Raw genomic sequence first — 15609 nt, 5'->3', positions numbered from 1 at the left:
TTTACGTTTTTCTGTTATTGATCAGCAGCATTTTATTCTATAAAAAGAAAGGTTGCATCTTATGAAACATACTGATTTTCCCCAGAAACAGGGCCTCTATGATCCGCAGTTCGAAAAAGATGCTTGCGGTATGGGTTTCGTTGCTCATATCAAGGGTAAGCCATCCCATGAAATCGTCAGCAGCGCGCTGACCATGCTTGCGAATATGGAGCATCGCGGCGGTCAGGGCAGCGAGCCGAACTCCGGCGACGGTGCGGGGATCATGTTGCAGATTCCTCATTCCTTCTTTGCTGCCGAAGCGGCGAAACTGGGCTTTGAGCTTCCCGAAGCCGGACATTACGGTGCAGGCATGCTGTTCCTTTCCCATGATCCTGCCGTCCGTTCGGCACATGAGGAGCAGTTGGCTTCGATTATTGCCGAAGAAGGCCAGACCCTGCTTGGCTTCCGCGATGTACCCACCCATGATGAAATGCTGGGCAAGTCCGCAAAAGCGGCAAAGCCGTATGTCCGCCAAGTGTTCATCGGCCGCAGCGCCGACATTCAGGATGATCTCTCGTTCGAGCGCAAGCTGTATGTCATCCGCCGCCGCGCCGAGCTGGCGATCCGTTACAGCGGCAAGCCCGAAGGCGACAGCTTCTACGTATCCAGCCTTTCCTGCCGAAAAATCGTATATAAAGGCATGTTGACGACGGAGCAGGTGGGAGAATTTTACCTGGACCTGCAGGATGAGGGTTTGGAATCGGCGATTGCGCTCATTCACTCCCGTTTCAGCACGAATACGTTCCCGAGCTGGGAGCGAGCGCATCCGTACCGTTTCATGATTCACAACGGCGAAATCAATACGCTGCGCGGAAATGTGAACTGGATGCACGCGCGCCAGTCCATGTTCGAGCATGAGCTGTTCGGAAGCGATTTGGAGAAGGTGAAACCTGTCATCAACCCGGACGGTTCCGATACCGGGATGTTCGATAATACATTTGAATTCCTGTACCTCAGCGGTCGTTCTCTGCCGCACGTGGCCATGATGATGGTTCCCGAGCCGTGGAGCAACCATGAGAGCATGGATAAGACCAAAAAAGCATTCTACGAATACCACAGCACGCTGATGGAGCCATGGGACGGACCAGCGGCGATGGCATTCACGGACGGCGTTCAGATCGGCGCCACCCTGGACCGGAACGGGCTGCGCCCATCCCGTTATTACGTGACGAAGGATGATCTGATCATCCTGTCCTCCGAAGCGGGCGTTCTGGACGTTGCGCCGGAAAATGTGCTCTACAAGGATCGCTTGCGTCCTGGACGCATGCTGCTTGTCGACACGAAGGAAGGCCGCATCATTTCCGACGAGGAAGTCAAAGCCAGCATCGCGGCGGAGCTTCCATATTCCGAATGGCTGGATGAGCATCTGGTAGAGCTGCATGATCTTCCTGATGCGCCGGAACTTCCAGATCCGAAGCATGAGAATGTGCGTCAGCTCCAACAAGCGTTCGGCTACACGTACGAGGAACTGCGCAAAGTGATCGAGCCGATGGCGATCACGGGCGCGGAAGCGATCGCTTCCATGGGATATGACGCACCGCTTGCGGTGCTGTCCGACCGCCCACAGCGGTTGTTCAACTACTTCAAGCAGATGTTCGCCCAAGTGACGAATCCGCCGATCGATGCGATCCGCGAGGAGCTGGTCACTTCGACGGCGACGACGATCGGCCCGGAGCGCAATCTGCTGAAGCCTGAACCGGAAAGCTGCCGCCACATCCGCCTGGATTCGCCGGTGCTGTCCAACGAAGAGTTTGCGAAGCTGCGCCATGTCCGCCGTCCGGGCTTCAAGTCCATGACGATTCCGATTTTCTTCCCGGCGGCCGAAGGAGCCGAAGGGCTTCGCAAGGCGATCGACACCCTTTGCGAAGCTGCGGACCGAGTCATCGCCAAGGGGCATAACATCCTGATCCTGTCCGATCGCGGCGTGGATAAGGACAATGCGGCGATTCCTTCGCTGCTAGCCGTTTCGTCGCTCCATCATCACCTGATTCGTCAGGGAACCCGGACCAAGGTAGCGATCCTGCTGGAATCGGGCGAGCCTCGCGAAGTGCATCATTACGCCCTGCTGCTCGGTTACGGCGTGAGCGCGGTCAACCCGTATCTTGCGTTCGAAACGCTGGACGACATGATTCAGGAAGGCATGCTTCGCGGCATCTCGCATGAGAAGGCTGTGAAAAATTACATTAAAGCGGCAAGCAAAAGCGTCGTGAAAGTGTTGTCGAAGATGGGGATTTCCACGATTCAGTCCTATCGCGGCGCACAAATCTTTGAAGCCGTCGGCCTGAAGGAAGATTTCGTGGAGAGCTACTTCACGCGGACGCCGTCCCGCATCGGCGGCATCGGCCTGGAGGAAGTGGCCAGGGAAACGCTGGCCCATCACGAGCGTGCTTTTACCGACAAGGACGGCAACGATAAAGCGCTGGATTCAGCCGGCGAATACCAATGGAGAGCGGACGGGGAAGAGCATTTGTTCAATCCGAGAACCATCCATTTGCTGCAGCAGGCCGTCCGGACCAATGACTACGCAACTTACAAGAAATACGCCGAGCTCGTGCAGGGTGAGAATGAGCAGCATCTGACGCTTCGCGCACTGCTCAAAATCAAGCCGGCCGGCAAACCGGTGCCGCTCGATGAGGTTGAATCCGCGGAGTCCATCATGCGCCGATTCAAAACGGGCGCGATGTCCTTCGGCTCCATCAGCAAGGAAGCGCATGAAAGCCTCGCGATCGGGATGAACCGCATCGGCGGCAAGAGCAATACGGGTGAAGGCGGAGAGGATCCGGCCCGCTTCATTCCGGATGCCAACGGCGATTCCCGCCGAAGTGCCATCAAGCAGGTGGCGTCGGGACGTTTCGGCGTCACTTCCAATTACCTGGTGAACGCGGACGAAATCCAGATCAAGATGGCGCAGGGAGCGAAGCCGGGTGAAGGCGGACAGCTGCCGGGCCGCAAGGTATACCCTTGGGTGGCCGAGGTCCGCGGTTCAACGCCGGGCGTAGGGCTGATCTCGCCGCCGCCGCATCATGATATTTACTCCATCGAGGATTTGGCGGAGCTGATCTATGACCTGAAAAATTCCAATCCACGCGCGGATATCAACGTGAAGCTCGTATCCGAAGTGGGCGTAGGCACGATTGCCGCAGGCGTTGCGAAGGGCCGCGCGGACATCATTCTGATCAGCGGTTACGATGGCGGCACGGGTGCTTCGCCGCAAGGCTCCATCCGTCATGCCGGCATGCCTTGGGAGCTTGGGCTTGCCGAGACCCATCAAACCCTCATCATGAACAATCTGCGTGACCGCGTGGTGCTGGAGACCGACGGCAAAATGCTGAACGGGCGCGATTTGGTGGTGGCGGCTCTGCTCGGAGCCGAAGAGTATGGATTCTCAACGGCACCATTGATTGCCGTCGGATGCATTATGATGCGCGTCTGCCAAATGGACACCTGTCCGGTCGGCGTGGCCACGCAGAATCCGGAGCTGCGCAAGAACTTTACGGGAGATCCGGAGCATGTCGCCAACTTTATGCGCTTTGTCGCTCAAGACATGCGCGAGCTGATGGCTGAGCTTGGCTTCCGTACCATTAACGAGATGATTGGTCGTACGGATTGCCTGGATGCCGTCAAAGCGGAACATCATTGGAAGAAGAAAGGCGTGGATATTTCGGCATTGCTGTATACGCCGGAGCTGCCGGAGGGCAGCACGCGCTACCGTACCCAAAGACAGAATCATGGTCTGGAACAGACGCTGGATATGCGTTCGCTGCTGGGCACCGCGGCGCCGGCATTGGAATCGGGTGCTGCGGTGAAGGGCACCTTCCCGATCACGAACGTGGACCGTGCCGTGGGAACCATCCTGGGAAGCGAAGTCACGCGCAAGTATGGTGCTGCCGGATTGCCGGAAGACACCATTCAATTCGACTTCGTGGGTTCCGCAGGGCAGAGCTTCGGCGCATTTGTGCCGAAAGGGATGACGCTGACGGTTGAAGGGGATGCCAACGACTATATCGGTAAAGGCCTTTCCGGCGGCAAGCTGATCGTGAAACCTTCACCTAAAGCAACCTTCAAAGCCGAGGAGAACATTATTGCGGGGAATACCGCATTCTATGGGGCTACAGGCGGAGAAGCCTATGTAAGAGGCATTGCCGGCGAGCGTTTTGCCGTACGTAATTCGGGCGCGAACATCGTCGTCGAAGGCGTCGGCGATCATGGTTGCGAATATATGACCGGCGGCCGGGTGGTCGTTCTCGGGGAAACCGGACGCAACTTCGCGGCCGGGATGTCCGGCGGCATAGCCTACGTCTATGATCCTGAGGGAACCTTCGTGGATCGCTGCAATCTGGAGATGGTGCTTCTGGAACGCGTCGAGGATGGAACGGAAGCGGAAGCCCTCCATCGTCTTGTCCGGCAGCATGAGCAGTATACCGGCAGCGTGCCGGCACAGCAAATTCTGGGAGACTGGGATCAAGCGCTCAGCCGCTTCGTCCGTATCATTCCGAAGGATTACAAACGCATGCTGCTGCATATCGAGAAGGTACAGGATCAAGGCCTGACGGGGGAAGCAGCGCTCCTCGCCGCCTTCGAGGCGAATATGAAAGAGCTGGCACGTACAGGGAACTAGAATCCAAAACGTATGACGGGAAACCACATTGTATTCTTTAATGAATGCAATGTGGTTTTTCTTCATATATAAATAAATTACAAGGGTTTAAGAATCTTCTATGATGACAGGATTCACCAAAAGAAAATTCGACAAAATTAGAACCGGAAGCATAGGACAAAGGCTCCACAAGACGACAGCATCATGTGATTTCATTCGTTATAATATTGGTAAGTAAGTTGTTGGGAAGATATGCGTTGTCATCGTGTTCATGCAGCAGGGATGGAGATGAAACTATAGATAAGCGAGGTAGTTGAAGAAATGAGTGTGGACAAGGAGAGAGGCTCCGGAAGCACCGAGCAGCGGCTTGACCAGCAGAAGACGAACATCGACATCAATAAGCTCATGACTCAATTGGGAATCCATCCTGATAAATGGCTGCAATTGGAGGAAGCTCATAACGATTAATACATTTGTCATTGCTAAACATGACTCTAGTGAAAATCCCCGATACCGCTATGTTGGACATAGTGAGTAACGGGGATTTCCATCTTCATGATCTGCATTATTTCATGGAGCGTTCCATGCGAACAAAAGCAATAAATCTTTTGGCTTCCTCTTCGGTTAACTTGCGGCCATCCACCGTGAGATTGAACCGCTCCAGCAAATCCTGGTCCGAAAGCTCAAGTCCGTCCACAAATGAGCGAACCTCCGGGTCAAGCACCGATTTCTCCAATGTTGTTCTCCCGATCAGATAGTCTATGGATACGTCAAAGAGGTCTGCCAGGCGGGTCAATGTTTCAAAATCCGGCTTGCGCCGGTTTTTTTCGTAATGGGATAGTGCAGCACGAGTAATGCCGACAGAGGTTGCGAGTTCTTCTTGAGTCCACCCGCGCTGTTCACGTAGTTCTGCAATTCGTTCTCCGTAGTTCATGCTTTGATCCCCCTTTCAATTGCTTGGCATACCTGATGGTGTGATTAGAAAAATGCGTCGATTTTATATAAAGCAGCTTAATGTACGTAAAGTCACGGTTTGGTGATGAGAGGGTCGTAAAAATACGTAACATCCTAAATTTACACACGGAAGGTAGAAAATGACGATTTTTCTATTGACTCGATACGATATGTATCGTAAAATTGGAAAATAAAACGATACAATTTGTATCTGTTATCATTTTTTGAGTGACACTTAGTATCATTTTATCCATCGATAAAATGTCCCATACCAGAATTTATAGAAATAAAGGAGAATTAAAATCCTGATGTCAAGCGAAACGAAGCATCTTATTAAGGTAGGGATTAGAGTCATGGAGATTGGTCCCCTGAGCCTGCACGGCAGAAGCCACGATGTGACGCCGATCGAGCTGGGTCCGGAGAAGCTTGTTTTCCTGTGTCCCTGGGATATCCCCATGAGTCCCAAGATAAAGCTGCGTTATGAAATCGATGACATGTTTGATCATATTCAGGTTTATGGGAGGATACAGACTCAAGAGCCATTGCATGATTATCGGTTGTATCAGGTTCAAATATGTACGGATCGTGATCAAAAAGCACGGATAACGGGCATGCTTAACCGGATGATAAGCAGTCATGTGGCGTTTAGCCATGCCGTTTATCAAAATTACATATATCGTTCGCCAGGCCAATATAATAAAAAGCTAATCATACAGTAACAAACTAGATACAGACATTTTACTATATTTAAGATGCTTGGTCATTAGTTCTTTTACCTTAAATCCGCTCACTCTTTTCACAGGGATCGGACTATTTTAATAGGCAGGTGAGTTAAATGGCGAGAAAATACAAAAATCCTCTGGTTACCGTCATTAACCCGAAATCTCCGGCAGCGGAATCGTATCGGGGGCTAAGGACGAACATTCAATTTTCCGTTCATGACAAACAGGTTAGGGTGATCATGGTTGGCTCGGCTCAAATGAACGAAGGCAAAACAACCACAGTTAGCAACTTGGCCGTCGCCTATGCGCATGAAGGCAAAAATGTGCTGTTGATTGAAGCGGATTTGCGCAAACCCTCACTGCATCACGTATTCGGCGTTTCGAACGATACCGGATTGACCAATGTCTTGGCCCAGCAGGTAGACGTTGAAGACGTCATTCGGCCGACGGCGGTTACGAATCTCTCCGTCATAACTTCCGGCTCCATTCCATACAACCCTTCCGAAATGCTAGGTTCCCACAACATGCAAATGTTAGTTCACGATCTTAAGCAACGCTACGACATGATTTTGTTTGATACCCCTCCCATATTGGCAGTGAGCGATGCGCTTATTGTCAGTGCTTTATGCGATGGCGTCGTTTTGGTTGTACTGGGTGGGAAGGTGAAGAAATCCCAAGTGAGAAAAGCCAAAACTCAACTTGAGCATGTTAAGGCCCATCTTCTTGGGGTAGTGCTTAACAATATAACGATCAGAGAAAATGAAGCAGAGCAGCTTTATTACGGTAGTAAGTGGTTGAAATGAAGAACCGCGACATTCTGGTTATGTTTCTGGATGAGTTGTACCAGGGGAGGCTTCCTTCCCTGAGCGAATCTCAATATGACAAACTGATGGAAGATGTCGAATTGTTTGATATCGGGCCCCAGGTTTTCTCAGAGCTTCAGCGAAAACACCTTCTTCTTCAAATCCCGGAAAAATTCCGGCGCAAATTAAGCTCTGATGCAAATACCGTACTCTTACAGAACCTTTTTATAAAAATCGAGCTCAAAAAGATCCTGCAGACCTTCGAAGCGTCCTGTATAGAAGCGATCCCTCTCAAGGGAACGCTGCTTGCAGAACGCTATTTTGGCGGTCTCGCAGCGCGCGGCACGACAGATATCGACCTGCTTGTGGGCAAGGAGGACTTGCATCGAGCCGCCACGCTGTTGACGAATGCTGGATTTGTTAAAGCTGCGGGCGATGCTACACATTTTCATGAAGAATACGTCAAATCATTGGATAACGATAATTTTCCCTCGCTAACCATTGAATTGCATTGGAATATCAGCAGAGAGGATTTTACGGCTACGGATGTGTCACGTTTGTGGGACGAAGCTTGCGTGATGAGCGATTTTAATTACATTTACGAGCTAAGCCCGTTGCACACCTTTTACCATATTTGTCTGCACGGCATGAACCATCACATGATGTCGATGAAATACTTTGTTGACATTGCAACGCTTATACATTCCCTTGATACAAGGCTGGATTACGCGAAACTGTTGGATATGGCCGCTGCGGATCGAAATCTCTCGAAGGTATGGATCGCTTTGAATCTGGTTTACAGCATGTTCCCGCATCTTCAGGCACGATGGCCGCTGCCGCTGCCTTCATACAAGTTTAAATATCCAGGATGGAACCTTGAAAAGGCGCGTAAAGTTATGCAGGGTCGCAAGGGCTTTAGTTACTCATGGTTCAGAATGATGACCGCCTTCACGGTCCATGATACTTGGAGGCAGCGCTGGTCCCAGGTAGGATTCCTTATCTGGAATTTGCCGCTGCTATGGATAAGAAAACGTGAAATTTTCAGATAGGATATTTTTACTATTTATTGGTTGCAATATGTAGCATTATCTAGTTGACATGATACAAATTGTATCATAAACTAATGCTCAAGAAGGAGGTGTTAAGTATGAAAAAGACCTACGAGGCTCCAAAAATTTTGGCACAGGGCAAAGTGGAGTTTGGCACGACTCGTCCCAGCAACCCGGGCGGCGGCGGAAACCCTATTTGGTAGTATTTATACATTCCTTTGTTCATCGTTCCATAAAGCGCTTCGCTGGAATTGAATTATTATAGGTGGAAGTCGAGGTTGATCATATGTATGTAGCAACGGCAATAGTCGGAAAGTCCCGGGTGTCCTTTAAAACCGAATCGAAACGGATAGCCGAATTTGTCGCCAAGCGATTTAGGGTATCCGCCATTTCCGGTCAGGATCCTCAGGCTGATTTGTATGTTCGTATTCGAGGTGGGTACGGAGAGCCATTTGATGATGGACCTGTCCAGATTTCTGTATCCGAACATCTAATTAACTTCAAACGCTGTGATTATCATATGATTTCATCCCGGGATTACAGTTCGGCGGAAATCCATGTCTATGACGAGTTTGCCCTGAAGCATGCATTAATTAATTTGTACAGCTCATGGCTAATCCATGGAGAGCGCGGACTGCTGATCCATTCCTCTTGTGTGGTTCAAGACGGCAAAGCGTGGATGTTCGCAGGCCAATCCGGTGCAGGTAAGTCGACTGTCGCTGAGCTGTCGCGTCCCCGTCCGATTTTATCTGATGAAGCTACGTTTCTGTACATAGAAGAAAACGGACGTGTAACCGTGTTCGATTCTCCATTTCGCAGCGAGATGGAGAATCCCTGTGAACTTGAGGAAGCCGAATTATCCGGCATCCATTACATTATTCAATCCCCTGAAGTGGAGCGTGTGTCCATAACGCCGTTAGATGGATTCGCGCTAATGCTGGATAAGGTGTTTTATTGGCGTCATGATCCTGAGGAAACAAGAAATATGATTGCTTTATGTAAGAAGGTAGTGCAGCAAGTACCTTCCTATCAGCTCTATTTTCAGAAAAATGATACGTTTTGGGAGAGGATTTCATGAGCCAAACACAAACGAGGCTGCTGATAAGAAACGAGCATGTTGAAAGCGAAATGATCGGAAACGAATGGATACTGCTGAACATGAAGGAGCATGTGGCAACCAAGCTGAATGAACTCGGGGGGTATATCTGGAGCATCATCCCGGAATATGGGCACATGGAAGGAATCATTGAAAAAATTGCGGAGGAGTATGACATTGACCGTCATACTGCTGAGCAGGACGTAAAACCATTTATTGAAGAACTGTTGGGCAGCGGCCTTCTGACGTATGCTGGATGAGGCCAGAATCGCCAACGAGTGGATGGAAAGACGCGGGGGGATCCAACTTCCCTCCTTGGGGCGCAGCATGTACCCCTTCATGGTGGAGGGGGAGCTAAGTTCTTTTGAAAAGCTCAATCATGAGGAAGCCAGAATCGGTGAAGTCTATCTCTTTGTTACAGGAGCGGGAAGCCTCGTCTGTCATCGGCTTCATGACATTCATGGCGAAGGCAGCTTGAAACGATACATATTTAAAGGGGACACCAACATTGTCCCGGATGAGCCGGTACGGAAAGAACAAATCTTGGGACGTTTTACCGGAACTTATAAAAGGAAGGGTTGGATTCCTGCCGATCATTGGAAATTGTCGATTCTAACCTGGATAACGCTCAACATACCGCTGTGGCCAAAGATGGTAAGGCGGTATTTGTCGTTAAGAAGGCTTTAAATAGAAAGATGTGATGATATGAGGATATTACGAAAACGAGGATCGAGGATTTCGGAACGATCGGAAACGCATGGCAAAGAGACGCCCTGGCTAATATTGCACGGAGACTTGAATCGTGATGTGCGTTTTGAACCGTTGCAGCTTGTGTTTACAGCTTCCAGGCTGCAGGCGCTGGATCGGGAAGGAAGGGAATTGCTGGATATTCCCAAGCGTAAAATGATGAACATCGACCTGGTTGAGGTCATCGGCGGTGGTTGTCTTGTCGCTGGCACTTCGGACGGCCCGGTTGAAATTTTACGATTCACGGAACCGTACCTTGAGTCCTGTCGCAAGGCTCTGCCGCAAGTAGAACAGTGGATAACGGATTCATCGCCGCATCGTATGGACCAACGCGGCGATTTGGATGAAAAGAAGGGGAAATGTGACCGCTGCGGCCGCGCAAAACGGACAGCTTCCGCTTTCTGCATGCGCTGCAATCCGAAATGGAGTACGGTGTCCCATCTTCTTCAGCGGAGCAGAGCCTATAGATCTTCTATCATGATGATGGGGATCATCGTAACCGTTACCGTTCTTGTATCCCTGGCACCACCCTACGTAATCAAATGGATCATTGATGAAATATCATCGCCTACTCGCTCAGACGGGGATTCCGCGTCATTGATATGGTTGGCCGCAATGCTCGCCGGTTTGTATATTCTGCAGGCATTGCTTCAGATGATCGAAGGTTATACGGCCATTAGGATCGGTGGACGCTTCCTAGGAGAGATTCGCAGAGATATGTTTCATGCCCTGATGAAACAATCGATGCGTTTTTTTGATAATCGGCAGGTATCCCAATATATTGGACGCATTAATCAGGATACGGATGCGCTCAAAAATTTTATGTCGCAAGGGATTGTTCACCTGACCTCTCAATTTTTATCCGCTATTTTTATTATGGGAATGCTGTTCTATTTGGATTGGCGCTTGACCCTGATGATCCTTCTGCCGCTGCCGCCGCTTGGAATCCTTGTGATGCGTCTGTGGCCGAAAGTCCGGGACATGTGGTATGCCCAGTGGCAGTCGTCCATTCACGTTCAAAATATGGTTGGGGAGGCTCTTCAGGGAATACGAATCATAAAAGCCTTCTCCAAGGAACAAGCCGAGAAAGCACGTTTTGATCAGGTCAATCAAAAATATGTTCATCGCATGATTTCAATTCAGAACTTATGGATGTTCATGACGCCGGTACTCACGTTATTCATGTCACTGTTTGCAGCCCTCGTATGGTTTGCCGGAGGACGGAGCGTGCTGGAAGGCAGCATGACTGTCGGAACATTAAGCGCATATGCATCGTATTTGATCATGTTCTTCGGTCCTGTCAAATGGCTGGCGCAATCCGCCAGCTGGATCAATGAGGTGCTGGGATCGGCCGAACGAATCTTTGAGGTGATTCAAACGCCTGCTGAAGTGAAGGATGACGAGAAAGCTCCGCGCTTTAACAACGTTCAAGGCGAAATCGTCTATGATCAGGTGGCTTTCGGCTATACGCAAGATCGGCGAATTCTCCAAGGGATCAACCTACGAATAGCACCTGGCGAGATGATAGGCATCATCGGTCCGTCAGGAGCGGGGAAGTCGACCTTGATCCATCTGTTGTGCCGACTTTATGATCCGGACGAGGGGGACATCTATGTGGACGGACGAAGGCTTACCAGCATTAAGCAAGAGGAGTTAAGGAGAAATATTGGGGTAGTGTTTCAGGAAACCTTCCTCTTCGATGGGACCATAGCGCAGAATATCGCTTATGGATGCCCCGAAGCCAGTACAGAGGACATTATTCAAGCGGCAAGGACCGCAAATGCGCATGACTTTATATGCCGCCTCCCTGACGGTTATGAGACAAAGGTAGGAGAAAGAGGGCATCGGTTGTCCGGAGGAGAGAGGCAGCGTATAGCCATTGCCAGAGCCGTGCTGCTCGATCCCCCGATTCTGATTTTGGATGAGGCGACCTCCTCGGTCGATGTGGAGACCGAAGCTGTCATTCAGGAGGCGCTGGATACGGTGGTTCAAGGCAGAACGACCCTTGTCATTGCTCATCGGCTGTCGACTCTTCGGCGAGCGGATCGGCTTCTGGTTCTTGAAGGAGGGAGGCTAGTCGAGAGTGGAAGCCATGAAGAGCTTCTGAGACGCCAAGGGGTATATCATCGTTTGCTTCATGCAGCGCAGGCGAAAGCCCCGAAAGACGAATGGATACCGATGCAGGAGGTTGCTACATGATGGTAGCGAGAAGGGAAGTATGGGCTCAGGACCAAAGTCTTCGACTCTATCGTAACGGGATAGGTGAACTAGAGGCGGAAAAAAACCGAGAGACAATCGGTAAAGTGCGCCTTGTTCTGACATTTCCGGTCACGAAGCCGGAGGGGTACATTTCTGTGCGCTCTGCATTGGATCAAGAGGTTCATTTTATTCTTTCGCTGGATGAACTGGATAAGAAAAGCCAGTCGGCTGCCAGGGAAGAACTGCAGCGAAGCTATTTGATACCCGAGATATTGAAAATTATGGGAATCAAGCGCCGGGGCAGGAATTGGCTATGGGAAGTGGAGACGACATATGGCAGGATCTCATTTCGCATAGACCAGCCGCAAGAGAGCATCGATTTCCTCTCGGAGAATGATTATACAATCAAGGATACGGAGGGCAGACGATACGTCCTCCGCGATGTTACACGTCTCGACAAACAGAGCAAGCTCTATTGGAATAAGATCAATTAGTTATAACGACTCACAAATGAGAGAATAGAGTACCAAAAAATGTAAACGTCTGCCGAATGGGGGCGTTTTTCTTTTTTGTTTCAGCCATGCATTTATATTTGTGTACGCTTACATGCCTAGAAATCATGTTGAAAGATCTGAATTAGCTTTCTGATTGTGTAACAAAATGTATCGTTTGTAGGTAAATAAGACCAAATCAGTATTGACACGATACGAATTGTATCGTAAATTGAAGATGCTAAATGATACAAAATGTATCTACGGAAGCACATTTGCTTATGGACGGAGGAAATTCAGTGGAACTTGAAATTAAAGAGTATGCAACCGTGTTGAAGAAAAGGCTGTGGTTAATTCTCCTCGTGGTTGCCGTAGTCTGCGTACTCGTTGGATTTTACAGTTATCGAATGGTTGAACCCCAGTACGAAGCAAGCAACAAGATGATCGTGACCAATAAGACCGAAGAAAAAAAGTCTGTCCTTAGTTCAGATGATATGGATATGGGGATGCGTCTGGTTTATACATACAAAGAAATTATCGGAACTAGCGTGATTCTGGAAAAAGTGGTGGAACAGCACCCGGAATTGAAGCTGACCGTGAAAGACCTGATGGATATGATGGTGGTCGATACCGTACAGGATACACCTGTCATGACGATATCCGTCAGGGATTATAGTTACGATGGCGCACTCAAAGTAGCGACGGCCGTTGCCGACGTATTCAAATCTGAAATATCCTCTATCATTCCCGGCGGGAACATCACCATCCTCTACGAGAATAACGCCGATCCCAGACCGGTCACTCCAAGTCCTTTGCTGTATGTCGTGATTGCTTTCGTTGTGTCGCTGATGCTGTCGATAGGTTTCTGTTTCTTGCTCGAATATTTGGATGATTCCATCCGCACCGACAAAGAGGTTGAACTGGTTCTCGGACTTCCGACACTGGCCGTCATACAGCACTTCAAGTCAAGTGACTTCAAAGCGAGAGGCAGCTCCGTGTCAAGACGGAGTCCGGTTGAACCGCCCGGTTCCGGAAAGGCCATCGTTAACGCGTCCGAATAAACGTTGTTACTTAAAGCATACATCAGGTAATGCCTACTGAACCTCTACCACCGTAGGCACTCGATTATGCTGTGGGCATCCGTCAAACAGGATGGCTTAGACGTTCATCGTCGATGGCGTAAAGTGAGGAAGGGTTAGATGCCCTCTCTTGTTTACATAGAGCTTCACATGGAATACCCAATTTTCCGGTAAAACGAACGAATTAGGATAGAGGAGGAACGGACAATGGCAACCATTAAAAAGGCTATCATTCCTGCTGCCGGACTGGGTACTCGATTCTTGCCAGCTACAAAAGCAATGCCCAAAGAGATGCTTCCGATCGTGGATAAGCCTACGATCCAGTACATTGTGGAAGAAGCGATTGAGTCCGGTATCGAGGACATCATTATCGTTACAGGCAAAGGCAAGCGGGCGATTGAGGACCATTTCGACCATGCATTTGAACTGGAGCATAAGCTTAGGCAGACCAAGAAGCTTGAATTGCTTCATGAGGTGCAGCGGCCCTCTCGCATGGCGGACATTCATTATATTCGCCAGAAAGAGCCCAAAGGGCTGGGGCATGCCGTATGGTGCGCACGAAAATTCATAGGCAACGAACCGTTTGCCGTCCTGCTCGGGGATGATATTGTTCGTGCGGAGAAACCGTGCATCAAGCAGTTAATCGAACAGTATGAACAGACCCGGAGTTCCGTGATTGGCGTTAAGTACGTATCTCCTGAGGAAGTACACCGATATGGAATCATTGATCCGTATCCGGTGCCCACCATCGGAGGGCTGTCCAGAGTGCAAGGAATGGTAGAAAAACCGAAAGCCGAGGACGCACCTTCCAATCTGGCGATCATGGGACGTTATATTCTGACCCCCGCGATTTTCTCTTACCTGGAGCAGATGGAGGAAGGAATCGGCGGGGAGATCCAACTAACGGATGCCATTCAGCGAATGACTGAAATCGAGGAAGTGTATGCCTACCAATATGAAGGTACGCGCTATGATGTCGGGGAAAAGCTCGGGTTCATTCTTACATCGGTTGAATTCGCGTTGATGAAAGAGGAGCTGCGGCTCCCCCTTTTGCACGGACTTGAGCAAATGATACATAAGAACCGAACGTTGGCTAGATAGGAGATTGAATCAAGCCATGAATATCGAAACGATTGAAACAAGAACGTTGGAAACCGCTGCAGCCGAAGAATTTCCCGTGATGACAGGTGCGAGCTCTTATCCGGTGAAGCCCCGTTCAGGGTACTTCCGGTTGAAACGGGCAACGGATGCCGTGCTATCCGCTGTTGGCCTTATTCTTCTTCTGCCTTTGTTTATGATCATCTTCGTGTGCATGAAGGTGGAAAGCCCCCGAGGACCGATGCTGTTCTCGCAGATTCGGGTAGGCAAGAACGGAAAAACGTTCAAAATGTATAAAATTCGCTCCATGGTCGTTAATGCGGAACAGCTTCAACAGAAGCTGGTTCACCTAAATGAGGTTGAAGGTGCCATGTTTAAAATGAAGAACGACCCACGGATCACGAAGGTGGGACGCATTCTTCGAAAAACGAGCCTGGATGAACTCCCGCAGCTGTGGAACGTACTGAGAGGCGAGATGAGCCTGGTCGGACCGCGGCCCCCACTGCCTGCGGAAGTAGAAGCCTACACCCCTTACGACATGCAGCGGCTGAGCGTGGTTCCGGGCTGTACCGGCTTGTGGCAGGTAAGCGGCAGAAACGCCCTGGGGTTCCGCGAAATGGTGGAGCTGGATTTAAGGTATATCCGTGAACAATCCACGACCCAGGACATTCGGATCCTGTTCAAGACGGTCCGGGTGTTCATGGGGTCCAAAGATGCTTTTTGAACAACCTCTTA

The 15609-nt window shown here is 50.0% G+C and carries 14 protein-coding genes; 13 read left to right on the top strand and 1 reads right to left on the bottom strand.

Annotated features, from left to right (window positions below):
• The first annotated feature begins 61 nt into the window (after positions 1-61).
• Both gltB and RB297_RS27750 read left to right on the top strand, forming a co-directional pair.
• On the top strand, positions 62-4657 hold the full coding sequence (gltB, locus tag RB297_RS27755) for a glutamate synthase large subunit (RefSeq protein ID WP_213579718.1): 4596 nt from the start codon (positions 62-64) through the stop codon (positions 4655-4657).
• 300 nt (positions 4658-4957) lie between these two features.
• Complete coding sequence (locus tag RB297_RS27750; RefSeq protein WP_375121909.1) at positions 4958-5104, top strand: hypothetical protein; 147 nt, start codon at positions 4958-4960, stop codon at positions 5102-5104.
• A gap of 97 nt (positions 5105-5201) precedes the next feature.
• Here the strand turns inward: RB297_RS27750 and RB297_RS27745 are convergent, their stop codons facing one another.
• Positions 5202-5570: a helix-turn-helix domain-containing protein gene (locus RB297_RS27745; protein WP_009590422.1), complete on the bottom strand. Its 369-nt coding sequence runs from the start codon at positions 5568-5570 to the stop codon at positions 5202-5204.
• 328 nt (positions 5571-5898) lie between these two features.
• On the opposite strand from RB297_RS27745, the gene RB297_RS27740 reads away from it, so the two are divergent.
• The 11 genes from RB297_RS27740 to RB297_RS27690 all read left to right on the top strand — a co-directional run bounded on the left by RB297_RS27740 (position 5899) and on the right by RB297_RS27690 (position 15598).
• On the top strand, positions 5899-6309 hold the full coding sequence (locus RB297_RS27740; protein WP_015737328.1) for a hypothetical protein: 411 nt from the start codon (positions 5899-5901) through the stop codon (positions 6307-6309).
• A 116-nt stretch (positions 6310-6425) separates the two neighbouring features.
• Positions 6426-7115: a CpsD/CapB family tyrosine-protein kinase gene (locus RB297_RS27735; RefSeq protein WP_009590428.1), complete on the top strand. Its 690-nt coding sequence runs from the start codon at positions 6426-6428 to the stop codon at positions 7113-7115.
• The gene (locus tag RB297_RS27730; protein WP_375121959.1) at positions 7112-8164 is read left to right on the top strand and encodes a nucleotidyltransferase family protein; all 1053 of its coding nucleotides are present in this window, start codon (positions 7112-7114) and stop codon (positions 8162-8164) included. Before RB297_RS27735 ends, RB297_RS27730 begins: the two co-directional genes overlap by 4 nt.
• Positions 8165-8450: 286 nt before the next feature.
• Entirely contained in the window at positions 8451-9242 is a 792-nt protein-coding gene (locus tag RB297_RS27725) for a hypothetical protein (RefSeq protein ID WP_015737326.1), read from the top strand.
• On the top strand, positions 9239-9520 hold the full coding sequence (locus RB297_RS27720) for a PqqD family protein (protein WP_009590425.1): 282 nt from the start codon (positions 9239-9241) through the stop codon (positions 9518-9520). The genes RB297_RS27725 and RB297_RS27720 overlap by 4 nt, the downstream gene beginning before the upstream one ends.
• On the top strand, positions 9510-9947 hold the full coding sequence (locus RB297_RS27715) for a signal peptidase I (RefSeq protein WP_015737325.1): 438 nt from the start codon (positions 9510-9512) through the stop codon (positions 9945-9947). The genes RB297_RS27720 and RB297_RS27715 overlap by 11 nt, the downstream gene beginning before the upstream one ends.
• A 120-nt stretch (positions 9948-10067) precedes the next feature.
• Positions 10068-12206, top strand: a complete 2139-nt coding sequence (locus RB297_RS27710; protein ID WP_375121908.1) for an ABC transporter ATP-binding protein — start codon at positions 10068-10070, stop codon at positions 12204-12206.
• Entirely contained in the window at positions 12203-12700 is a 498-nt protein-coding gene (locus tag RB297_RS27705) for a DUF1854 domain-containing protein (RefSeq protein WP_375121907.1), read from the top strand. Before RB297_RS27710 ends, RB297_RS27705 begins: the two co-directional genes overlap by 4 nt.
• A gap of 296 nt (positions 12701-12996) precedes the next feature.
• On the top strand, positions 12997-13758 hold the full coding sequence (locus RB297_RS27700; protein WP_009590440.1) for a YveK family protein: 762 nt from the start codon (positions 12997-12999) through the stop codon (positions 13756-13758).
• A 225-nt stretch (positions 13759-13983) separates the two neighbouring features.
• Complete coding sequence (galU, locus tag RB297_RS27695; protein WP_015737322.1) at positions 13984-14877, top strand: UTP--glucose-1-phosphate uridylyltransferase GalU; 894 nt, start codon at positions 13984-13986, stop codon at positions 14875-14877.
• Between the two features lie 16 nt (positions 14878-14893).
• On the top strand, positions 14894-15598 hold the full coding sequence (locus RB297_RS27690; RefSeq protein ID WP_192570653.1) for a sugar transferase: 705 nt from the start codon (positions 14894-14896) through the stop codon (positions 15596-15598).
• The last annotated feature ends 11 nt before the right edge of the window (positions 15599-15609 follow it).

It is taken from the genome of Paenibacillus sp. CR_12 (assembly GCF_041953985.1).
Taxonomy (GTDB): Bacteria; Bacillota; Bacilli; order Paenibacillales; family Paenibacillaceae; genus Paenibacillus_AQ; species Paenibacillus_AQ lautus_A.
The sequence above is the reverse complement of the archived record's forward strand: the minus strand, read 5'-3'. Positions and strand labels throughout refer to the sequence as shown.